At 61.7% G+C, this 21,544-nt stretch carries 18 protein-coding genes and 4 tRNA genes; 3 read left to right on the forward strand and 19 right to left on the reverse strand.

From position 1 onward, the window contains the following. The 6 genes from tuf to JF616_19320 all read right to left on the reverse strand — a co-directional run. On the reverse strand, window positions 1–1,024 hold a 1,024-nt coding region (gene tuf / locus JF616_19295), incomplete at its 3' end, for an elongation factor Tu (GenBank protein MBW8889911.1). A gap of 197 nt (window positions 1,025–1,221) precedes the next feature. Then, window positions 1,222–1,296: transfer RNA gene (locus JF616_19300), tRNA-Thr, on the reverse strand. 16 nt (window positions 1,297–1,312) lie between these two features. Then, window positions 1,313–1,388: transfer RNA gene (locus JF616_19305), tRNA-Gly, on the reverse strand. Window positions 1,389–1,821: 433 nt separating this feature from the next. Beyond that, window positions 1,822–1,903 (reverse strand) — tRNA-Tyr (locus JF616_19310). 52 nt (window positions 1,904–1,955) lie between these two features. Beyond that, window positions 1,956–2,028: transfer RNA gene (locus JF616_19315), tRNA-Thr, on the reverse strand. A gap of 174 nt (window positions 2,029–2,202) precedes the next feature. Next, the gene (locus tag JF616_19320; GenBank protein MBW8889912.1) at window positions 2,203–3,516 is read right to left on the reverse strand and encodes a M48 family metallopeptidase; all 1,314 of its coding nucleotides are present in this window, start codon (window positions 3,514–3,516) and stop codon (window positions 2,203–2,205) included. A gap of 58 nt (window positions 3,517–3,574) precedes the next feature. Here JF616_19320 and JF616_19325 point away from each other — a divergent pair, with 58 nt between their 5' ends. Further along, a complete protein-coding gene (locus tag JF616_19325) occupies window positions 3,575–3,859 on the forward strand; it encodes a hypothetical protein (protein MBW8889913.1) in 285 nt (94 codons plus the stop codon). A 7-nt stretch (window positions 3,860–3,866) separates the two neighbouring features. After that, window positions 3,867–5,252, forward strand: coding sequence for an HD domain-containing protein (locus JF616_19330; GenBank protein MBW8889914.1), 1,386 nt, complete (start codon window positions 3,867–3,869; stop codon window positions 5,250–5,252). Between the two features lie 65 nt (window positions 5,253–5,317). Here JF616_19330 and JF616_19335 read toward each other — a convergent pair whose 3' ends face one another. The 13 genes from JF616_19335 to JF616_19395 all read right to left on the reverse strand — a co-directional run bounded on the left by JF616_19335 (window position 5,318) and on the right by JF616_19395 (window position 18,096). Then, window positions 5,318–6,166: a hypothetical protein gene (locus JF616_19335; protein MBW8889915.1), complete on the reverse strand. Its 849-nt coding sequence runs from the start codon at window positions 6,164–6,166 to the stop codon at window positions 5,318–5,320. Window positions 6,167–6,264: 98 nt separating this feature from the next. Further along, window positions 6,265–6,765 carry a hypothetical protein gene (locus tag JF616_19340; protein MBW8889916.1) on the reverse strand — a complete coding sequence of 167 codons (501 nt, stop codon included), beginning with the start codon at window positions 6,763–6,765 and terminating at the stop codon, window positions 6,265–6,267. Window positions 6,766–7,096: 331 nt separating this feature from the next. Continuing rightward, window positions 7,097–8,308, reverse strand: coding sequence for a glycosyltransferase family 2 protein (locus tag JF616_19345; protein ID MBW8889917.1), 1,212 nt, complete (start codon window positions 8,306–8,308; stop codon window positions 7,097–7,099). After that, window positions 8,308–8,799, reverse strand: coding sequence for a thioredoxin fold domain-containing protein (locus tag JF616_19350; GenBank protein ID MBW8889918.1), 492 nt, complete (start codon window positions 8,797–8,799; stop codon window positions 8,308–8,310). The genes JF616_19345 and JF616_19350 overlap by 1 nt, the downstream gene beginning before the upstream one ends. Window position 8,800: 1 nt before the next feature. Further along, window positions 8,801–9,133, reverse strand: a complete 333-nt coding sequence (trxA, locus tag JF616_19355; protein MBW8889919.1) for a thioredoxin — start codon at window positions 9,131–9,133, stop codon at window positions 8,801–8,803. 8 nt (window positions 9,134–9,141) lie between these two features. Beyond that, window positions 9,142–9,477 (reverse strand): hypothetical protein, encoded by a 336-nt coding sequence (locus JF616_19360; protein ID MBW8889920.1) that lies wholly within the window; start codon window positions 9,475–9,477, stop codon window positions 9,142–9,144. Between the two features lie 234 nt (window positions 9,478–9,711). Continuing rightward, on the reverse strand, window positions 9,712–10,695 hold the full coding sequence (ftsY, locus tag JF616_19365; GenBank protein MBW8889921.1) for a signal recognition particle-docking protein FtsY: 984 nt from the start codon (window positions 10,693–10,695) through the stop codon (window positions 9,712–9,714). Window positions 10,696–11,463: 768 nt separating this feature from the next. Continuing rightward, on the reverse strand, window positions 11,464–12,336 hold the full coding sequence (locus JF616_19370) for an HDOD domain-containing protein (GenBank protein ID MBW8889922.1): 873 nt from the start codon (window positions 12,334–12,336) through the stop codon (window positions 11,464–11,466). Window positions 12,337–12,361: 25 nt separating this feature from the next. Beyond that, on the reverse strand, window positions 12,362–13,240 hold the full coding sequence (locus tag JF616_19375; GenBank protein ID MBW8889923.1) for an HDOD domain-containing protein: 879 nt from the start codon (window positions 13,238–13,240) through the stop codon (window positions 12,362–12,364). A 209-nt stretch (window positions 13,241–13,449) separates the two neighbouring features. Beyond that, window positions 13,450–14,031: an ATP-dependent Clp protease proteolytic subunit gene (locus JF616_19380; protein ID MBW8889924.1), complete on the reverse strand. Its 582-nt coding sequence runs from the start codon at window positions 14,029–14,031 to the stop codon at window positions 13,450–13,452. 145 nt (window positions 14,032–14,176) lie between these two features. Next, window positions 14,177–15,604, reverse strand: coding sequence for a cysteine--tRNA ligase (locus JF616_19385; GenBank protein ID MBW8889925.1), 1,428 nt, complete (start codon window positions 15,602–15,604; stop codon window positions 14,177–14,179). A gap of 96 nt (window positions 15,605–15,700) precedes the next feature. Beyond that, complete coding sequence (locus JF616_19390; GenBank protein MBW8889926.1) at window positions 15,701–16,522, reverse strand: hypothetical protein; 822 nt, start codon at window positions 16,520–16,522, stop codon at window positions 15,701–15,703. 77 nt (window positions 16,523–16,599) lie between these two features. Then, entirely contained in the window at window positions 16,600–18,096 is a 1,497-nt protein-coding gene (locus JF616_19395; GenBank protein ID MBW8889927.1) for a SagB/ThcOx family dehydrogenase, read from the reverse strand. A gap of 59 nt (window positions 18,097–18,155) precedes the next feature. On the opposite strand from JF616_19395, the gene JF616_19400 reads away from it, so the two are divergent. Then, window positions 18,156–21,542, forward strand: a complete 3,387-nt coding sequence (locus JF616_19400; GenBank protein ID MBW8889928.1) for a PD40 domain-containing protein — start codon at window positions 18,156–18,158, stop codon at window positions 21,540–21,542. Window positions 21,543–21,544 lie beyond the last annotated feature (2 nt).

Consider the following 21,544-nt stretch of genomic DNA (forward strand, 5'->3'; position numbering starts at 1 on the left):
CGGTCACGTCCGTCGTGCGGAAGTAGAACTGGGGGCGGTAGCCGTTGAAGAAAGGCGTATGACGGCCGCCCTCGTCCTTCGACAGGACGTAGATCTCGGCCTTGAACTTCTTATGGGGCGTAATCGTGCCCGGCTTGCACAAAACCTGGCCGCGCTCGATGTCCTGCTTTTCCGCGCCGCGAAGCAAGAGACCCACGTTGTCGCCCGCTTGGGCTTCGTCCAAGAGCTTGCGGAACATTTCTACGCCGGTGACGATGAACTTCTTGCTGTCGCCCAGGCCGACGCGCTCGACTTCTTCCTGCACCTTGATGCGGCCGGCTTCCACGCGACCGGTGGCGACGGTGCCGCGGCCGGTGATGGAGAAGACGTCTTCGACGGACATCAGGAACGGCTTGTCGACCAAGCGGACCGGGGTCGGGATGTAGGTGTCGACCGCTTCCATCAGCTTCAGGATGGCGGGTTCGCCCAAGGGACCCATGTCGCCGGCGAGGGCCTTGACGGCGCTGCCCTGGATGATGGGGATATCATCGCCGGGGAACTCGTACTTCTTGAGAAGATCGCGGATTTCCATTTCGACGAGCTCCAAGAGCTCTGCGTCTTCGACCATGTCCACCTTGTTCATGAACACGACGATATAGGGCACGCCTACCTGACGGGCGAGCAGGATGTGCTCGCGGGTCTGGGGCATGGGCCCGTCGGCGGCGGAGACCACCAGGATGGCGCCATCCATTTGAGCGGCGCCGGTGACCATGTTCTTGACGTAGTCAGCGTGCCCGGGGCAGTCGACGTGGGCGTAATGGCGGTTCTTGGTCTCGTACTCGACGTGCGAGGTATTGATGGTGATGCCGCGTTCGCGCTCTTCGGGGGCGTTGTCGATTTCGCCATAGCTCTTGGCGACGGCGCCGCCGGACTTGGCCAAAACGGTGGTGATGGCGGCGGTCAGGGATGTCTTGCCATGGTCCACGTGGCCGATGGTGCCGACGTTCACGTGGGGCTTATTCCTATTGAATTTCTCCTTGGCCATTTCCCTATAACCTCCTGTTTGACATCCTTATCGAGATTTCAGCGATTCCGTACACATGCCGGGCAAAAAAGTCCGGGTAAAATTTTGGAGCAGAGATAAATAGCAAAATTTCCGGGAAATTTCACCTTCTGCCCTGAGCTAATTCAGGCCGGTCCATTCACTTATGGGACCGACCGCCGAACGAACCGCCCCCTTGATGGAGCCCAAATCGGGAATTGAACCCGAGACCTCTTCCTTACCAAGGAAGTGCTCTACCCCTGAGCTATTTGGGCCTCACCAAGGAGGAAGTGGAGCGGGCTAACGGACTCGAACCGTCAACAGCCACCTTGGAAGGGTGGTACTCTACCAATTGAGTTAAGCCCGCTTTTGCTTGGCTGAGAAGCCGAAATCAGAGGCCGCTGGCTTCATTGCCCTCGTCGCCGTGCACCTGCACGGCTCCTCGGGCGGCTTCGCCATCGACCTCCGCTTTCGACTTCTCAGGCCAAGCCTTCCTGCTATTCCTTAGTCGCCTTTCCGTTGCGATAAGACCCTATGGTAGGGGTCTTGTCGTTTGCCCGCGTTTGCGCTTCGCGCTGGCGGGCCCGTGTCTATTGCTCCGCGTGCGCGCTTTGCACTTACGGGGCTGTGTCTATTGGCACGCGTGCGCGCTTTGCGCTGGCGGGCCTTTGTCTGTTGCCCGCGGGCGCGCTTCGCGCTGGCGGGCTTGTTCCCTATGCTTCCGCGGCGCTCGTTGCGCTAGCGGGGCTGTGCTCGTGCGGGCGGCTGGCCGCGGGCGCGCGAGATTGGGGCCTCCTGAATGGGTGGGGGCGGTTTCGAACCGCCGTAGGCATAGCCAGTGGATTTACAGTCCACCCCCATTAACCACTCGGGCACCCACCCTTTCAAGAGGTCCCGTTTTTCCCTTTTCGAGGATCCTTCGGGACTTTAGGAAAGCCAACGATAGGATTTGAACCCACGACCGCCTGATTACAAATCAGGTGCTCTACCAGCTGAGCTACGTTGGCCCGAAGTGCCTTTCCTATCCTTGGCCGCGCTGGCTATTGGCCAAATCGCATCCAAAAGTGCCGTTCCTCAAAAGGGAGGGAGAAATTTAGCAAAAAGTCGGCCGGAACAGCAAGCGATGTGAGGAAAAATGGGACGATAGGAACCGACGGGCGGAATTCCCTGAAAAAAGGGGTCTAGTCCGAAGTCGCGGCGGCGCGTTCGATGGAGAGGACCCGCTCGACCAGGGTGGGATGGGAGAAATGGAAGGCGCTATACCAGGGATGCGGTGTCAGGTTGCTGAGGTTCTGCTCCGAAAGTTTGATGAGGGCGGAGCGCATGGCATCGGGATCGCGCGTGGCCGCGACCGCGAAGGCATCGGCCTGGTACTCATGGCGGCGCGAAAGGAGGTTTCGCAAGGGCGCGAAGAGCGGGCCGAGAGCGGAGAAGACCGCCATGAAGAGATAGAGCCCGGCCGTGGGCGGGCCTGCGAATGCGTCGGCCAGTGTCCGGGCGCCCGCAGGACCGGCGGCGAAGCCGAAAGCCTGGTAGAGCGGAGGGAACCGCAGGGCCACGGAAGCGGCAAAGAGAAGGGCACCCAACAGCAAAGCCTGCGTGAGCAGCATGGTGCGGACATGTTTCAGCCGGTAATGCCCGATCTCATGGGCGAGCACCGCGACCAGTTCATCCTGTTCCATCCGGCGCAACAATGTGTCGAAAAGGACGATGCGCCGGAAGCGGCCGAAGCCCGTGAAGTATGCGTTCGAATGCAGGCTGCGGCGGCTGCCGTCCATCACGAAGATGCCGGCGGACGGGAACCGCAATCGATCCGCGAGGGATAAGATGGCGCGGCGGAGATCGCCCTCCGCGAGCGGGGTGAATCGGTTGAAGAGCGGCGCGATGAAACCGGGATAAAGGAAGAGCAGGAAAACCTGGTAGAGGAGCGCGAAGGCGAAGGCCCACAGCCACCAGCGCGCGCCCGCGAAGCGGAAGAAGGCCATCAGCGCATAGAGCAAGGGAAGCCCCAGGGCCGCGGAAAGCGCCAGCTCGCGCGCGGTATCGCGCCAGAACAAGCCCCAGGTCATGGTATTGAACCCGTATTTGCCTTCGATGCGGAAGGTGGACCAGGCCGCGAAGGGAAGGTTGAGCAGCGCGGGAACGGCCGTAACTCCGGCCAGGAACACGACGCCGCGCGAGAGGCCGTCGCCGAAAGCGCGGGCCAGCGCATGATCGAATGCGGGCAGGCATCCGGAAAACAACAGCCCCAGGCCGATGGCGGCCGACCACAAGCGCGCCCAACCTCCGAAGGCGAGCCGCTCCAGGGCATAGGCACGGCTGCGGGCGTACCCTTCCGGCGTGAAGCGACCGGCGAAAGGAGCGCGCGTGAAGCGCTCCGGCAAGCCGGGATGGCGGAGGATCTCGCGGCGATTGAGAAGGTCCAGGCCGCTTTCCAGCAGGAAGCCGCATGCGAAAGCGGACAAGAAGAGCGCGCGAATGAGGCCGGGATCCATGATTCAGGCGGGGATTCGGCCAGAAGCGGTAGCGCTACGACTAAGTAAATTATTGCCCATGCGATTCAGGAAAAATACAATCTGGGCGGGAATGGCCTTGGCGGCCGCGGCGGCCGTATTGGCCGGATGCAGCGCGGCTCCGGTGAAAATGGAATGCCAAGAGCTCCAGACCCGCCTGAAATACGGCGATCTCAGCGACGATCAGAAGCGTTTCGCGGAGGACGAATTGGCCGAATGCGAAGGGCGCGCGAAGGCGGCCGAGAGCAAGGACTCCGCCGCGGTAGAGGGATTAAACGATCGTTTTACCCCCAAGGATTCGCTTACCCCCCAGGATCCCAAATAGGCCCCGCATGATCGCCTCTCCCGAAATCCTCCCCAAGCGCCTTCTCGAGATCGCCGCCGACATCAATCAGGCCGGCGGCGCCATCTATCTGGTGGGAGGTTGGGTCCGCGACTTCCTTCTCGATATCCCCTGCCACGATTACGACCTGGAGGTGTACGGGCTGGACATGGAACGCCTGTTCAACATCCTGATGCGGCATGCGAAGCCCAACCTTGTGGGCAAGGCTTTCGGCGTGATCACCATGCGCATAGAAGGGTTGAATTTCGACTTCGCCTTCCCGCGCACCGAGAACAAGACGGGGCCGGGGCATAAAGGCTTCGCCGTGACCGCCGATCCGACCTTGACCTTCGCGGCGGCCTCGGCGCGGCGGGACTTCACCATCAATTCCATGGGCATCCTGATTCCCGCCATGGAGTTGATCGATCCCCATGGGGGCCATCGCGACTTGCGGGCCAAGCTGTTGCGCCACGTTTCGGCGGCATTCTCCGAAGATCCATTGCGCGTGCTGCGCGCGGTTCAGTTCGCCGCCCGCTTCGAAATGGACATCGCCTCCGAGACCCAGGAACTGTGCCGCCGCCTGCCCCTGGCGGAACTTCCCATGGAGCGCATCTTCGGCGAATTCAAGAAGCTGCTTCTCAAGGCCGGGCGCCCTTCCCTGGGCCTGGAGTGGATGCGCAAGCTGGGGCTGTTGTCGTACTTCCCCGAGTTAGGGGCGCTGATGGACGTCCAGCAGGAGCCCGAGTGGCATCCCGAAGGCGACGTGTGGGTGCACAACAACATGGTAATCGACGAGGCCGCCAAGCTGCGCCGCAACGAGTACGGCGAATTCGACAATCTGGCCCTGATGCTGGGCGCGCTCTGCCACGATTTCGGTAAACCCGCGGCCACGGTCTTTTCCGAGGGCAGATGGCGCAGTCCCGCCCATGACGTCCGCGGCGAAGCGCCCACCCGGAGCTTCCTCGATCGCCTGACCCGCGAGACCGCCTTGGTGGAAGAAGTCGTGGTCTTCGTACGCGAACACTTGAAGCCGGCCCTGCTCTACAAGGCCCGCGCCGAGGTGAAGCCCAGCGCCATCCGCCGCCTGGCCCTCCGGGTGGACATCGAAAAGCTCGTCCGGGTGGCCCGCGCCGATCATTTCGGCCGCACCACTCCCGATGCCCTGGCCCGGCAGTTCCCCGCGGGAGAGTGGCTGCTGGAGCAATCGCGGCTGCTGAACGTGCTGGACGAAAAACCCAAGCCCTATCTCACCGGGAAATTCCTGCTCACCTTAGGCATGAAGCCGGGGCCGGAAGTCGGCAAGCTTATCGCCGAAAGCTTCGAGCTCCAGTTGGAAGGGGACTTGGCGGACGCGGAATCGGCCCAGGAGTGGGCCCGCGCCCGCTTGTTGGAATAGGATCGTCCCGGCCCACGGTGGTCGGCCCCCGGCTTGGCCGGGCCCCGACATCCATCTCCCGTTCCTCAAACCAGAACGTATTTCCCATCGTAAGCGGCAAACTTCTCCCGCACGAAGGCCCGTGCGGCGTCCGCCTCCATCGCGAGCAGGGGCTCCATATCCCGGTTCCAGGGGAGCCTTTGCAGGCGGTCGGCGCGGGAGGAGTAACCTACGCGATACGCCTCCTCCGCCGAAACCATGGGTACCGGATTCAATTCCCGCGCGATCAGGAACGCGTTGTTGTACTCCACCGCAACCAGGGCATAGCTGTTGGCCTTCCCCAGGCTTTCGAGCATGGATAGGCTCTGCCCGAAGAAATGGTCCTGCGCCCAATGATGATCGGGATCCCATTTCACCGTGAATTTCAGGGGCGGCGGGATCTTCTCGTTGATTTCCGCGCAGATGAGCGACGGGCGGTACTCCGTGAGCAAGCGTTCGAGCACGAAATAATCGAAGCTGTCGATGTCGAGGTTGAGGAAGCCGAATTCCCTCGGCGTCTCGGCGGCGGCCAATAGCCCCAGAACATTATCCGGCGTCACCCGCGCCCGGGCCAAGCGGGCCCCGGGAAATCCCGCATAGCGGTAGGCCAGCTTGGAGAACTTGAACCCGTCCCATTCGGCCGCCAAACCGTCCCATCCCTCGCGGAACAGCCCATAGGAGTTCGACATGGCCTCCCCGTCCCCGGCCCCGATATCGACGGCGAAGCGGTGCCGGATGGGGAGCTTTCCCAGCAATGACCCGATGATGGCGTCTTCGCCGAAATTGGAATAGCTGCGGGCCCCCGATCCCAAGATCGGCCGTACGCGGCGCAGCTCCAGGCCCAAGGCATCTAGGCTGCGTTTGACCAGCCGAACGCCGGGGTCGAAAGCGGACATGGGGAAAGTTTACCCTTGCCGGGCCGGCCGCCGCAACCGGAATGGCCGCCGCAACCGGAATGGCCGCCGCGAGCCGGGCGGGCCGCCGCGATCGCGGTTCAGAACTCTAGCAGCAATCCCAACCGGCCCAACCACCCGGCGCGGGACGATTGGCGTTCGTAGGCCCCTTGCAGCAGAAAGCTGGAGTGGCGCCCGTTCCGGATATCGAATCCCCCTCCGGCCCGCCACAGTAGGCCCGCATGCGCGTCGGCGAACACGTAGCCCACGTCACCGGTCGCGATGGGCAACACGATGCGCCCGATGGGAAGCCGCACGATGGCGCTCCCCAGCACGGGGATCGCATCCGCCCCCGCCACCGAACCCTGCCCGGACTGGACGCCGATCAAGGTCATGTCATCGATCTTCAAATACCCCGCCGCCGAATAGGCGAACATCGCCCCCCGGAAATGCTCCCGCGAATTGGCCCCGATGGACCCCGTCAGGACAAGGCTGGCGCACGAGAGGCTCGGGGACAGGAGCGCGATCGCGAAGGCGCCTGCCCAAGCGAAGCGGATGAATTCAGGTACACGGATGCGGATGGGCGGAAGGCCTCGGGCCATTGCCCCAAAAGTAACAACAAGAGCCCGCGTCACCGGATAAAGTCGATCGACCAGATCCCCCGCGCTCATAAGAGTAACGAGCTCCACTCGTAATTCGGCCGGGGGCCGGGGGCGGCCGGGCCGCGGCTCTGCGCCGGCGAATCGAGGCGGAGCGAGTTCAGGATTGCAGAATCGCACCAAGCTAATGAAAGCCCGCAAGCGCGATATGTCGATTCCAGGGAAGGATTTGCGGGCGTCGGCAATCCTGAGGAAGCATTGACTCGCAGCACAGGCGAGCCTTGTCTGAGCCGGCCAAGCCACCCGGACCGGCCGAGACCTACCACAGGAGAATTTACGAGGAGAGCTCGTTCACTTTGACCCGCGCCGGCTTATGCGCTGGCGTCTCGATGCGGAATATGTCGCTCCGCTCGATACGGCGCCAGGCCCCGCCTTCCTTGCGGAAGGTGGCCCGGAACATGCCGATGAACAGGGCCATGTTCATGGACACGAAATAGAAAGGGATGAGCAGCAGCTTGGAGTTCTTGGTCTTGCCGTTGCGGGCGTAGCCCAACCCGGCGATGAAATAAAGCAGCACCTGCGCCGCGAAAAGGGCGTAGAACAAAGGACTGCGATCCAGTAGGAGCGCGTTGGAAACCAGCAGTACCATCATCAGCACGGGAGCGACCCAGCGCAGCAACTTGTGCGAGAAGAATCCGTAGGCCACCAATCCCCGCATCGGATTCAAGAGGGGCATGTACTTGGGCAGCAGGTTGAAATTGGCCTGGCTGATGCGCACCTTGCGATGGAACTCGCCGTAGGTTTCCAGAGAGGTCTCTTCGCTGCCGATAGCCTGGGGCTCGTAGATGGCCTCCTTACCCGCCTTCAGCACGCGCGTAGTCACGAAGAAATCGTCCATCACCGTCTTGTCGACGGGAATGCGCTCGAACAACTCGCGGCGGATGGCATAGATGCCCCCGTTGGCGCCGATTACGATCCCCAGCTTACCCTCGAGCTTCTTGATCTCCGATTCCAGGTTCCAATAGATGCTTTCGCCCACGCCCAGGGCCGAATTCCCGGCGTCGTGCAGGATGAGCCGCCCGCATACGCAACCGACCGAGGGATCCTCGAAATGGGTCAGTAGCTTTTGCAAGGCGTTGGGCAGCAACATGGTATTGGCGTCGCAGAAGACCAGGATGTCCCCGGAAGCGCGCGGCACCAATTGGTTGAGCACGGAGGCCTTGCCGCCGCGCTGGGAAAAGCCGAAAAGCTTCACTTGGGGCGCGTACTTCGCGACGATGGCGTTGGTACGGTCCGTAGAAGCGTCCGAGCCGATCAGGATTTCCATGTTCTTGCGGGGGAATTCGAGATCGAAGGTATTGCGGATCTTCTCCTCGATCACCTTCTCCTCGTTATGGGCGGCGATGACCATGGAGACCTTGAACTTGTTGGGATTGCCCTGCTTGCGCTTGAACGAGCAGAACAGGCTCAGGACCGGTAGCGAAACCGGGTACAACAGGTAGGTATGGACCAGCATGCCCGCTGTCACCCAGAACAGGATTTCCATCAAGAAGCGCCCTTCAAGAACTCCTCGAAGGAAACCTTCCGCTCGCGCGCCCCGGAGGAGATGTATTTGAGCAGATTGATCATCAGGTCGGCTTCGGCGTAGGACGAAAAGCTGCCGATGATCTCCCCCTTAGGGCTGATGAAAAGCAAGGTGGGAAAACCTTCCACGCCCCAGGACAGGGACAAATCGCGCATGGCGATCTTCTTGCCCTTCCAGGTGACTTGATCCTGGCTCTCGGCATTGAACTTGATGCTGACGAAGTTCTTCTCGAGTTCGGCCAGCACCGGCTTGGCTTTGAGGGTGGTGCTTTCCACCATCTTGCAGTAGCCGCACCAATCGGTGTAGACGTCCACGAAGGCGTACTTCTTGCCGGCGGCGGCGTCCTTCAGACCCTTATCGAACGGTTTCCACACCAGGTCCTGGGAAAAGCCCAGGCTGGCGAAGGCGCCGAGGAGCGCCACGGGGACGAAGATGCCGCGCAAACCTTTCATATCACTTCAGCGCGCTTTCCAGCTTCTCGCTAATCTTGCTTTTGGGATAGGCGCCGACCAGCTGTTGTACCACCGCGCCGTTCTTGAAGAAAAGCAGGGTGGGAATGCTGCGGATCCCGAACTTGCTCGCGATGTCGGGAGCATCGTCGGTATTCAGCTTCCCTACCTTCACTTTGCCCTGGTAATCCTTGGCGAGTTCCTCGACCACGGGGCCAACCATGCGGCAAGGGCCGCACCACGGGGCCCAAAAATCCACCAAGACCGTACCGGTGTATGCGGCGACTTCTTGCTCGAAGTTCTCGCTGGTCAGTTCCTTCACAAATTCCGATGCCATGTTCGCTCCTATTTACCCGATGCTTTCATCTCGCCCGTCGAAATCGTCGCGGAAGCCTGGCGGGCCTGGAAGGCCTCCACACGGGCGACCACTTCTTCCTGGAACCGTCGCCAGGACCCGGGGTGGTCCATCAAATCCTCGGTCTCACGGTGGAACTGGGCCGGAGTCACCTGGTGTTGGGCCAGGATAACGCGCCGGATCTGGTTCACCTTGTCCAAGTCGTTGGCGTACCCCACGGTAGCGAGCTTCAATTCGACGTATAAATCTACAAACTTGGCATCCGGGGCGAATTCACCTTTCTGGCAACCCGATACGGCCAGGAGCGCCAGCGGTAACCACCGCAAGGCCCTTAATTGGATAGTACTGCCGGTGCTTGAACGTGTCAATTCGAATTCCCCAACCCGGCTATGCGAATGCCGGAATCGCCGTTTCCCTCCACCCGGAAGAACGGCGAGAGGAACATACAAAGGGCGAAAACGCGGTTGCATGCTTGCATATCTTTTTACCGAATCGTGACAGGCTAGCGGTCCAGCGGGGCCGCAGGCCCCGAAAGGGACCGCCGTCGCCGGTGGCGCTCCTCAAACACCCAAATAATAATCCGAAGCCGTTTTCCCGGCTGGCAAAGCCGTGGGATCGGGAATCAGTTCCGTGGCCTCGGCATCCTTCAGGAAAAGGCCCCGCACGTACTCTTCGCGATCGAAGCGGATCAAATCGCCCACGTCCTCCCCCACTCCGACCCAAGCGACGGGAATCCCGAACTCGCGGCAGATAGGGATGATCGCGCCGCCCTTGGCGGTCCCGTCCAACTTGGTCACCACCAAACCGTCCAGCTTCACGATGCCGTTGAAACCCTGCCCCTGCTGGATGGCGTTCTGTCCGGTATTGCCGTCGATGACGAGCAGGCATTCGTGCGGCAAGGACTCATCGTGCTTGCGCAGCACGCGCACGATCTTGCGTAGCTCTTCCATCAGGTGGCCCTTGTTCTGGAGCCGCCCCGCGGTATCGATGATGAGGATATCGAAGCCGCGGGCCTTGGCCGCCGCGTAAGCGTCATACGCCACCGAGGCCGCATCCGCGCCCTCCTGGTGCTTCACGATGTCCACGTCGGTCCGTTCCGCCCAGCGCTCCAGTTGCGCGATGGCTCCGGCGCGGAAGGTATCCCCCGCGGCCACCATCACCTTCAAACCCAGGCCTTTGTAAAAGTGCGCCAACTTCCCGATAGTCGTGGTCTTCCCCGCCCCGTTGACCCCGATCATGAGGATCACGTGGGGTTTGGCTTTCGCTTCCCACGCCGGCGTCTGCGGCAAAAGGTCGCGCGTGGCTTCGGCCATCCATCCCAGCAACTGCTGAGAGTCGATCTCTTCCCCACGCGCCTTGGTGCGCACGTAATCCATGATCGCGGACGCCACGTCGATGCCGATGTCGCAGGCAAGGAGCTTCTCTTCGATGTTTTCGATTACCTGCTCGGTGAGCTTGCCCTTGCCGAACGCTCCCTTTACCTCCTTGACCATGCTTTCGCGCGTCTTGGTGAGGCCGGTGAAAATCTTGCCGAAAAAGCCCATTCTGAATCCCCGATGCTGTGGGGAATATAATATCCGCGTGGCCTTCGGGGCCGGTCGGTCTCCCGGGGCGCTCCGCCGGTTCGGCTGCTCGCTTTCGGTTCCCTGAGGGCCTTTCACGGCCTGGGGAGACGGCGCCCGCTGCCGCGGGCTTTCCATGCCCTGGATCGGCTCCCTTCCCCAGGCCGTGGACGCTTACAACTCACCGGCGGAGCGCCCCGGGAGCCCGTCCGTTACCGCAACCCCTACGCTTGAGTGGACCGGGTCTTGCCGCATAGGCGTTTCGAAAGCACAGGATCAATTGGACCCTGACTATGGACGCAGCGATGCCAGAACGCAGCGGGCCGCGGCAGGAAGGCCCCAAAGGGGGCGCTGCGATCATTCGGAAAAGGGGGCTATCAGGACCCGCTATCGCCGCAACGGACGAGGCCCGCCGAAGGACGGCCAAGGATTCTTCTCCACGAATCGGACCCTGCCCCGATCGCAAAGCCAACCTTCCTATATCTCACCCACCGCGAAAGCGGGATCGGCTGCGGGACGCAGCCTCGGATGGACCGCGCGGGTCCGGCCGGGCGGGGCGGCGGGCGCATAACAAGCGGACGAAGTTCCGGGAATGGGAAGCGAACGCGGTGCGCGAAAGCCCGCGTGCGCGCAACATCGATGCAGGGGGCGATACGCGGGCATCCCCATTCCCGGAACGAGGATAGATCCAGGGGTGGGTCTAGCGCCGTGCGCGCCCGCCGCCCCGCCCGGCCGGACCCGCAGGGGGACCTACGAAGAAGCATCCCGCATCAGATCCCCGAACGCGTCGATTTCATCCTTCTGCTGCAACAACCACTCCCCGAAGATCACCAACTGCTCCACCGGCAGGTTCAGCTCTTCCAGATACGCGTCCTGCGTGGGCGGGGGCGCTTCGCCAGGCAGGCTCACGATTTGGAAGCCGTGGCAGACGAGATCGGCCAAGTGCACGACGATCGTCTTCTTATAGAATTCCTTGCTCTGCTCCGGCTGATGATGATGGCCGATGGCGGCCACCAGATCGCCGGGGAAATTCCATTGCTCGGCGACATGCTTCCCCAAGCGGCCATGATCGAAACCGAATACCAGGTTTTCGGCTTCGGCGAGGGTATGGGGGCCGGCCTCGATGGTCCGCTCCACGCGCTTGAATTCGCCCGAGTCCAGTTCGATCATGGCGCCCAGGTCGTGCAAGAGGCCCATGGAAAAAAGCTCTTCCACTTCTTGCTGGGTATAAATGCCGGTGAATTGCGCGATGTGGCGGGAAAGCAGGCCTACGGCGATCGAGTGGCGCCAGAAATCGCCCCAGAGCGGGCCCTCGCTTCCGGCCAGGGAGGCCGACAGGGCGATGCGGGAAATATTGTGGTTCCCCAGGCGGACGATCGCCGCCTTGAGCGAGGTGATGCTGCGCGGGGTCCCGTAGAAGACCGAATTGGCCGCCTTCAATACCTTGGAGGAGACGGCCGGTTCCTTCTCCAGCACATGCACCAGGTCCTGCGCCGAACAGGCGGGATCGCGCAGCACGGCCAGGGTCTCGCGGATCAGAACGGGATTCTTGGGGACGCCGCCGTCGCGGCGGACGTAGCGGGCGAAGAAGGCTTCCGGATTGCCGAAATCGCTTTCTGGCATAGGCGCGCCGCCGGTCGGGCGAACCTCAGTTCGCTTCGATAAGGGAAAAGAAAGGCTCCGCTTCCTGGATATGCTTTTCGAGTTCTTCCAGCAATTGCTCGGAGGAAATGCCCAGCCCCAGCAAGCCTTCGACCTCTTTGGCTAAAGGCGCGTAGGTTTCCTCGGCCATGCAGCCGCTGCCTTTGAGATGGCAAAGATGGTTGGCGAAATGGACGATGCAGGCCATGTCCTGCGCCGTTTTGTCTTCCAAGGGCGAATGGTGGAATACGATGGGGCCTTTCAGCTCGTTGGGCATCTGCCACTTGTCCACCAGCATCCCGCTCACGTCCGCGTGGCTCATGCCCAAGATGGATTTCTCGACCATGACCAGGGGCAGCCCTTTCTCCTTGGCGGCATTGAGCACGGGCAGGTAATCCTCGTTGGAGAACTGCTCCAGGATGATCTTCCCGATGTCGTGCAACAAACCGGCTGAGAAAGCGGTCTCCATGTCCACCAACTTCTTCTTGCGATAGATCTGGGCCAACATGCGCGAGGCGATTCCCACCATGAAGGAATGCTTCCAGAAGGCTTTACGATCGAATCGGACCAGGCCGGGTTTCTGGGGAAAGACTTTCAGCACCGAGGCCGACAACACCAAGCTGCGGATGGTATTGAATCCCAGGATGACGATGGCCGAGTTGACGGAGGAAATGGTCCGGGGGATCCCGTAGAAGGCCGAGTTGGCCAGGCGCAGCACCTTGGAGGTGAGGGCCACGTCCCGGGAAATGAACTTGGCCACGTCCTCGGCGCTGGAATGCGGATCGTTCACGATCTGCATCACTTTCGCGGCGATGGTGGGCATGGTGGGGATCTGCCCGAGATCCTGGATAATCCGCTGGTAACGCTGTTTGGAATCCTCTGCCATATTGCCGATCGCGATTGGGTTCTTGGGGTATCATAACACGGTGTAATGCCGAAAGAAAGAGCGGAATGCGGGGACGAAGTACGGGCTTTGCCCAAGGGAAGCTTCGGCGGGCGGTTCAGGAAAAGAAAAAGCCGCCATACTTGGAGTATTGGCGGCTCGGTTTGGGACAGTGGCTTCGTTGCGCCATTCGGCGCAGGCGGCTCCGGGGCTTAGAGCTTATTCTCGATGAAATCCACCATGCCGTAGGCCTTCGCTTCTTCGGCCGTCATGAAGCGATCGCGATCGGTATCCAATTCGATTTGCTCTACGCTCTTGCCGGTCGCATCGGCGAGCAGCTTGTTCAGCACGTTGCGGATCCGCAGCATCTCTTCCGCCTGGATCTGGATATCGGTGGCGGGGCCGTACATCTGGCCGGAAATGAGGGGCTGATGGATCATGACGCGGGCGTTCTTCCAGGCGTAACGCTTGCCCTTGGTCCCGAGGGCCAGAAGTTGCGCGCCCATGGAGGCGGCTTGTCCCGAGACCACGGTCGCCACGTCGGACTTGATCGCGCTCATCGCATCGATGATGGCCATGCCCGAAGAGATCACGCCGCCGGGGCTGTTGATGTAGAGGGTGATGTCCTCATGGTTGAGGGTGTCCAGGTAGAGCAGTTGCTTCACCACTTTTTCGGCGACGGTATCGTCCACCTGGGACCACAGGAAGATCTTGCGGGCCTTGATGAAGGACTCCATGATCTCCTTGCCGAGATTGGATTCCTCCTTCTCCTTTTCCTTTTCCTTATCGTCCATCCGGAAGTCAGTCATGGGGTGCCCGTTAGGTTGGAGGTGTATTCCGCGATCCTACCACTTTTTACGATCTCATAAATAGCAAAATCGCGCGGGTGTATGCAACGGAGGCCGCGGTTACGCGTAACTGCGAAGCGCGGCGACGGTATCAGATCGGAAACCAGTTGGTGGTGCCGTCGGGATTGTCCTTCACGCCGAAGCCCTTATCCTTCAGGAGATCCCGGATCTCGTCGCTCCGTTTCCAATCCTTGCGGGCCCGCGCTTCCTTGCGCTCCTCGAGCAGGGCGGCCAGCGGTCCCGGCAATGCCGTTCCGGCGCGTTCATCCTTCTCGTCGAGCTTGAGCCCCAGCGCTTGATCGAAGTCGAGCACGAGCGCCCCTTTTTCGCCATCCAACAGATCGGGATCCTTCAGCATCTGGTTCAGCACCGCGAGCGCTTGGGGGAATCCGAGATCATCGCAGATGGCGGCCTGGAAGCGCTGGCGCCAGCCCAGGGCGTTGTCCGAAGCGAGGGAGGAGGCCTTCGCGACCAGCGGATCGGTCTTGCGACGCAGGCTTTTCAGGGAATCGCGCGCCGTATCCATCGCTTCCCAGCTGAAGTTCAGGTACTGCCGGTAATGCGCCGACAGGCAGAAGTAGCGGTAGTCCATGGCTCCGTAGCCCTTCTTGAGCAGAAGGTCCAAGGTCACGAACTCGCCCGAGGACTTGGACATCTTCCCGCCGCCACCGTCGGCGGTGGGCTGTTCCACCAGCCAGGATCCGTGCATCCAATAGCGGGAGAAGGTATGGCCGGTGGCGCATTCGGACTGCGCGATTTCGTTGGTGTGGTGCACGCGGATGAGATCGGTGCCGCCGCAGTGGATGTCCAAGGTGTCGCCCAAATGCTTCATGGCCATGGCAGAGCATTCGGCATGCCATCCGGGGAATCCCAGGCCCCAGGGCGAATCCCATTCCATGGCCCGCTTCGAATCCTTGGGCGAGAATTTCCACAAGGCGAAGTCGCTGGCGTTGCGCTTGCCCTCGGTGACGCCGATGCGGTGGCCTTCCTGCATGCCCTTGAGATCGAGCCCGGCGAAATCGGCGTAGCGCGGGAACTTGGCGGTATCGAAATAAATCCCGTCGTCGGGGATGATATAGGTGAAGCCCTTGGCCTCCAAGGTCTGCACCAGGGCGATCTGCTCGGGAATATGCGCGGTGGCCTTGGTCCAGGCGGAAGGCTGCTTGAGGTTGAGGCGTTCCCAATCCTTATAGAACGATTGCGTATAGTACTCGGCGATGTCCCACACCGACTTGCCTTCGCGCGCCGCGCCCTTTTCCATCTTGTCCTCGCCGGTGTCGGCGTCGGAGGTCAAGTGGCCCACGTCGGTGATGTTCACGATATGCTTCACGGCATATCCGACGTACTCCAGGGTGCGGCGCAGCAGATCCTCGAAGATGAAGGTACGCAGGTTCCCGATGTGGACGTAATGGTAGACGGTGGGGCCGCAGGAATAGACGCGGGCCACGCCCGGCGTCAGGGGCACGAAGGGCTCGACCTTCTTGGAGGCCGTATTGTAAATGGAAAGATCGGCGCTCATGGGTGGGATATTTAGGAAGAATGGGGGGAAAGTCAAGCGAGCGGGAGAGTCGCACGCCCCAGCCGAAAGCCTATCGGCGGGGGAAGCGCGCCATTTTCAATCCCTCCGGCCCGCGGCGTCCCGATCCCCGGAACGGAAGAGAATGAGGGGCGCCGGCTTCTGCAAGGCGGAAACGCGCGGCCGGGCACGTGACGGCGCGAGCGAGGTCGTGGGCTGGCGGGGAACGATGATGGAGTTCCCGCTTCGTATCCAGTACACGGTGAGAATTTGGAACTGCGTCGGAGAGCTGCGCAAGAAGATGTATCCGTCAGGGAGTCCTTTGGGGAGGTCCTTAAAGACGAAGGAGCCGTTCTCGTCGGTCTTGGAGAGGAAGGTGATCCAGCCGCTCTCGTTTTGGGAACTGAGGTCGATGGGCCATTCGGCAACCGGCTTGCGCGCCGAATCGAGCAAGGCGCCGGTGAAGGTGAAGCTGTTATTCTCCGTGGCCCGGGCCAATGCGTAGTGAAGTGCGCAGGGCGCCGTATCGCTACCGCACCTCGGAAGCGTGATCAAGCGGGAGATATAGCCCGGATATCCGGCGGTGACCCAAAGAGTCGAGGGAATGCTTCGGGAAGGGAGCCCCTTACTCGTGACATAGGCCCAACCGCGCGTGTCCGTGCTCGCGATGGTGATATTGGCTTCGGTATTTTGAATGGTCAGACTGGCCCCTACCAGGGGCAGGCCCGTCGCCGAATCCGCGACGTAGGCTGCGATGAAGGTCCCGGGAGGGGGCAAGGTATCCGCCGTTCCAGAAGTATCGCCGGCGGTAGCCTGGGCCGGAGCGGCCAGGGCAATGGAAATGCCGAGGAAAAGACCGATACCCGTTTCCGTGAGCCGGCTTATCGCCGAACCGGACCGGTCATGGCGTGAAGATACCATTCTTCCCCCTATGGCAATGCGCTTCGGAACAAAGGTAAATCGAAACCCTTTTCCGCGCTGCTCATCCAACGCGGCGGTTATTCCGCTTCGGGAACCCCGACCAGGCTTATGTAGAGGATGCCGTGGGCCAAGGGCGCCTTCAACAATTCGTTGGCCTGATCGTCGTAATACCCGCCGATGCCGCTTGACCCTAATCCCTGGTGCACCGACCATAGATTAAGCCGTTCGCCGATCTGGCCCGCATCCATGCAGGCGTAACGGTAGCCGCGATCGCCGTATACTTCGGCCAAAGCCGCCAGATTGGCGGTATGCACCAGGGCGAAGGCGCATTCGGAAGCCAGATCCTGCCCCAGGCACATGAAATAGGTCTCGGAGCGGAAATCACCCCGGCGCCGTTCGGTCAGACCCAAAGTGGCGGGATCCAATTCGTACACGCCGGGCTCGAGTCCTTTGATTCCCAAGGCCACCAGGTGGAAGCCCAGTTGCCCTGGAGCCAGGCACCAGGGCGCGCCTTCGGGACGGAACGCGTAGGCCAGCGCCTCGCGGACCTGATCGAGGGTGACGCTGGCGCCGGTGAACTTGCGGCAACTGCGGCGGCTCAGGATGGCCTTGAACGGGCTATACCTGGACGGGAGCGGGAAGGCGGGGCCGCCGCAAGCGCCGCTCACGGGCGCGCGCGGCTTTTCCGAACGGATGCGTTCGCAAGCGTTCTGCTGCACCTGCATGGGATCGCCGGCTTGCGCATGCTTGATGGCCTCGGCGGGAGGCTCGCCGGGATATTGCCCGAAAGCGGCGAGCAGGCTGCCGCGCGGCCCCACCGCCACGCCTAGCAGGGGGAATTCTTCCTTGGGGGTGAGGAATAGAAGTTCTTCCAAGCCCGCGTCCAGAAAGCCGCCGAGCAAGGCGTAATCCTGGCCGGTGGCGCGGCAGGCTTCCAGGAGATTACCCAAGGCATGCCCGGTGTCCAGCAGAATGCGCCGGTAAGCGCGCTCCTTATAACGCCAGGCGCTGCGGCCGTAGATGCCGGTGAAAAGGAAGAGCAGGCCCGCGCCCTCGACGGCGGGATGGCCCAGGAAGTAATGCTTGAGATCGGCCCAGAACGATCCCTCCCAGACGGGGATGAGCGCCGACTTGAGGGAATGGTAATGGTAGATGCCGTCGGCGAGGCCCTTTTGGCCGCGGGCGGCCACGTAGATCTCGGTCGGATAAAGGCCTCCGGCCGAGGGGGCCGCGCGCAGGAAATGATCGCTGCCGGACTGATCGGTTAGGCGGGCGGTGAGACCTAAGGTGAAAAAGAGGAGGCGGGCGATGTTCTCGAGGCCGGCTTCGGGCCCGCCCGATTCGGTACCGCCTGTTTCCGGCCCACCCGTATCCGCGGCTTCCCGGGGCGCGGCCGGGTCCGTTCCCAGGATTTCCATGGCCGCTTGTAGGCGCGTGAGGAGATCGATTTTCCCCTTGGCGGAGATGGGCTTAAAGGCGGGGGGCTGGCGATCCCAATGCACGGGCCCCAGCTTATCGATGGTATGCGGATTGTACTTGGTAAGCTCGTGGTACCGTTCGGTGAAGCTGGCCAATACATTCCCCCCGGCGGAATGTAACAAGGGCGGGGGTTTTTTGTACACTATAGCGGCTTATGGCGCAAAGAGTTGCCTTTACCATCGCCTTGTTGGCCGCAGCCTTTGCTTTGTCCGCCCCGCGCGTTTCCGCCTCCTCTTTCAATCGTAACGAAGCCCATATCGATTGGCGCACGGTCGAGACGGAGCACTTCCGTTTCCATTACGCGGCCCAGCTCGAGCCCGTGGCCGGCTATATCGCCGGCATCGCCGAGGGCGTGGCCGAAGCGAAGATGAAGCGTTACCAGATCCGCCTGCCGAACAAGGTGGAGTTCATCATCCGCGAGGACATCTTCAGTAACGGCTGGGCCAACTCGCTCCAGAACATCATGACCGTCTGGATCACGGACTGGGACTTCCCCATCCGCAGCACGCATAATTGGCTCCGCGACGTGGTCACCCACGAGTTCTCGCACCTGGTCTCCATCCAATCTTCCAGCAAGTTGCCCAGCCCGATCCAGGGCCTGATCATCGGTTACCAGGATTATTACAACGAGGACGTGCAGGGATCCGGCGCCACCATCATCCCCTTCACCAGCCAGCCCAACTGGTTCGCCGAAGGCGTGGCCCAATACGAATCGGAGTATTCCGGATACGACGCCTGGGACTCGCACCGAGACATGATCCTGCGCATGGCGGCGCTGCACGGGAAACTCCTGAGTTACGATCGCATGGGGACTTTCGCCGGCACCAGCCTGGAATACGAGCAGGGCCCCTACACCCAGGGATTCGCCTTCGTGAAATACCTGGCCTCCCGATACGGCGACTCGGCCATGATCCGGCTATGGGCGGAGAACTCCCGCATCCATCGGCAGACCCTCTCGGGATCGATGGAACGGGTGATGGGGAAGGATGCCCAAGGCCTATGGCTGGATTGGAAGAACTCTATCACCGCCCAGTACGCCGATCAGGTCAAGGCGCTCGGTCCTTTGAGCGAGGGCAAGCGACTGACGTCGGAGGGCTTCTACAATTATTATCCGCGCTGGGATCATAAAGGCGAGAACCTCTTCTTCGTCAGCAACCGCGGCCGGGACGATTTCCGCGGCGCCCTCTACCTGTACAAGCTGGGCGATACCACGAAGAAGGAAGACGATCGCCTCAAGATGCTGGCTTCGGTGCGCAGCACATTCGACATCGCCCCCGACGACAGCACCGTGGTCTACCACTCGGCCAAGAACGTCGACAAGGACGGCATCCACAAGCTGGACATCTACCAGCGCAACGTGCGGCGCAAGGAACCCTTCTTCTCCTTCGGGGACGATCCCACCGAACGGCGTTATACCAAGGATGCCAACTCCGTGGATGCCAGCTACGACAAGGAAGGCAAGCGCGTGGTCTTCGTCCGCAACAAGCTGACCAATTTCCAGCTCTGCGTGGCGAACGTACCGACGGCGTCCAAGGCCCGCGGGAAGGGCCGCGCCGACGTGGACAGCGAGGACGTCAAGGTGCTTTGGCCCGCCGACAGCGCCTTGGCCGGGCGTTTCGGCTTCCAGATCTATTCGCCACGCTTCTCCCCCGACGGCAAGGCCATCGCCTTTTCCTATTACGAAGGGGCCTCGCGCAATATCGGCATCATCAACGCCGACGGGACCGGCTTCCGCCCCGTGCTCGACCGCCCGTACGACGAGCGCGATCCCGACTGGTCCCCCGACGGCTCGGCCCTCTACTTCGCCGCCGACAGCAACGCCATCTACAACATCTACCGCGTGGCCCTGGCCCGCGACGCCGCAGGGGGCTGGTCGGCCGCCGCCCCCGAAGCCCTTACCCAGGTGGCCGGCGGCGCCTTCGCTCCCGCTATCGATCCCAGCGGCAAGAAATTGGCCTACGTCAATTACGACACCACCGGCTTTTCCTTGTACTTGCTGCAAGATCTGAAACCCGCCGGATCGCCTCCCACCGCCTTGCGCATCCTGCATCCCAAGGACGAGAAGATCGAGCCCATCGAATTCGAAGGCAAGAGCGAGAAGTACCTGGGCATCCCCAACCGATATATCCTGAATCCCTTGCTCTTCGGCGAGGAGATGAGCGCCACCGATCATTCGGCCCGGCGCGGCGAGCCGAAATGGCTGGTGGGTGCCAACGGGAGCATAGACGATCCCGTCGGGCAGAACGAGGTTTCGGCCGCGCTCTTGGTGGAACTCGGGAAGGGCCTGGATTATTTCGGCGCCAACGATGAAATCATCTCCCCGGATAAGGAATCGCAATTCTATCTGTCGTGGATGAATCGGGCCACGCCGGTCACCTTCGATCTATCCTTCTCGCGCGGGAACCTGGCCAGCCACGATACCGTCACCGAGCGCGACCGCTTGGGCGGCGCCGCGGACACCTCGGTCAACCAGAACTACGCCCTCATCTACCGCACCCTGGAGGCGGGCCTTTCCTACAACCTTTTCGAGGCCGGCGCGGTGGACGATTACTCTCGCACCTCCTTCCTGCGATTGGCCGGCGGTTACACCTGGAACGATTTCAATTTCTACGACTTCCCTTTCGCCTTCGAGTACTACAAGGATCTCTACGCCTCCGGCGTGCTCAACCTGTACAGCTCGACCTATTCGGATAAGGAACTGGTGGCGCCGCATGGGTTGGCCGCGGCCATCGCGTACACCTACGACCACGCGGGCATCATCCGCAAGGGATCGTTTTCCGAAACCTTCGAAGTGGGCCCCTCGGGAGAAGTCCTCACCAAGTTCCGCGACTACACCTTGCACGATCTGGACGCGGGCGCCACCTACGGCACCGGCCTGTTCTGGTCGGACAACGGATCGGTGCTGGTTTCCGCCTTCGCCGGCAGCGTGCTGGATTGGTCGGTGGCCAAGTCCGAAGCCGGCGCCGATACCTTGGATACCTTCTTCGCCAAAGGCCTGTTCCTCCGCGGTTACCCCTACCTGCGGGATATCGAGAACCTCACCTTCCAAGGCGAGAACACGCTCAAGGTCAGCGCCGATCTGAACCAGCCCATCTTGCCCGACATCTACAAGTCGTATTGGGTGCTGTTCGTGGAAGACTTGTACGTGAACCTCTTCTGGGAAGCGGGACGGGCCTGGAACGGGAAGCTGTGGGACATGGCCTTGTTCGACAAGCGCGCATGGAACCAGGAAGGACCCCGCGAAGCCTGGTACCAGACCTTGGGCTGGGGCCTCAAGCTCAACTCCCGCATCTACAACAACTATCCTTTCCTCGCCTATTTCGAAGCGGCCACCGCCTTGTCCGGCGTCCCCGACGGCAAGGGCGGACGGCAAAACCTGGGAACCGTGAAGATCCCCCTCGGGGGCCGCGGCACCTCTATCGACACTTACGCCACGCGCATCAGCTTCGGCGTCTCCTTCGGCTTCTACAACGGCTTACTGGGCAAGTTGGACGCGGCCCGCAACCCCAATCGCCCCAGGTCGGCGCTTGCCCATTTTTAAGC

The organism is Fibrobacterota bacterium (genome assembly GCA_019509785.1).
Taxonomy (GTDB): Bacteria; Fibrobacterota; Fibrobacteria; order UBA11236; family UBA11236; genus Chersky-265.

Bases quoted from the DNA above. Each gene is read 5' to 3' on its own strand.
- JF616_19375 (MBW8889923.1), bottom strand. From the start codon at position 13,240: ATGGCAGAGGATTCCAAACAGCGTTACCAGCGGATTATCCAGGATCTC.
- JF616_19345 (MBW8889917.1), bottom strand. From the start codon at position 8,308: ATGGAAATCCTGTTCTGGGTGACAGCGGGCATGCTGGTCCATACCTAC.
- JF616_19370 (MBW8889922.1), bottom strand. From the start codon at position 12,336: ATGCCAGAAAGCGATTTCGGCAATCCGGAAGCCTTCTTCGCCCGCTAC.
- JF616_19390 (MBW8889926.1), bottom strand. From the start codon at position 16,522: ATGGTATCTTCACGCCATGACCGGTCCGGTTCGGCGATAAGCCGGCTC.
- JF616_19385 (MBW8889925.1), bottom strand. From the start codon at position 15,604: ATGAGCGCCGATCTTTCCATTTACAATACGGCCTCCAAGAAGGTCGAG.
- JF616_19340 (MBW8889916.1), bottom strand. From the start codon at position 6,765: ATGGCCCGAGGCCTTCCGCCCATCCGCATCCGTGTACCTGAATTCATC.
- JF616_19400 (MBW8889928.1), top strand. From the start codon at position 18,156: ATGGCGCAAAGAGTTGCCTTTACCATCGCCTTGTTGGCCGCAGCCTTT.
- JF616_19320 (MBW8889912.1), bottom strand. From the start codon at position 3,516: ATGGATCCCGGCCTCATTCGCGCGCTCTTCTTGTCCGCTTTCGCATGC.
- ftsY (MBW8889921.1), bottom strand. From the start codon at position 10,695: ATGGGCTTTTTCGGCAAGATTTTCACCGGCCTCACCAAGACGCGCGAA.
- JF616_19325 (MBW8889913.1), top strand. From the start codon at position 3,575: ATGCGATTCAGGAAAAATACAATCTGGGCGGGAATGGCCTTGGCGGCC.
- JF616_19350 (MBW8889918.1), bottom strand. From the start codon at position 8,799: ATGAAAGGTTTGCGCGGCATCTTCGTCCCCGTGGCGCTCCTCGGCGCC.
- trxA (MBW8889919.1), bottom strand. From the start codon at position 9,133: ATGGCATCGGAATTTGTGAAGGAACTGACCAGCGAGAACTTCGAGCAA.
- JF616_19335 (MBW8889915.1), bottom strand. From the start codon at position 6,166: ATGTCCGCTTTCGACCCCGGCGTTCGGCTGGTCAAACGCAGCCTAGAT.
- JF616_19330 (MBW8889914.1), top strand. From the start codon at position 3,867: ATGATCGCCTCTCCCGAAATCCTCCCCAAGCGCCTTCTCGAGATCGCC.
- JF616_19380 (MBW8889924.1), bottom strand. From the start codon at position 14,031: ATGGACGATAAGGAAAAGGAAAAGGAGAAGGAGGAATCCAATCTCGGC.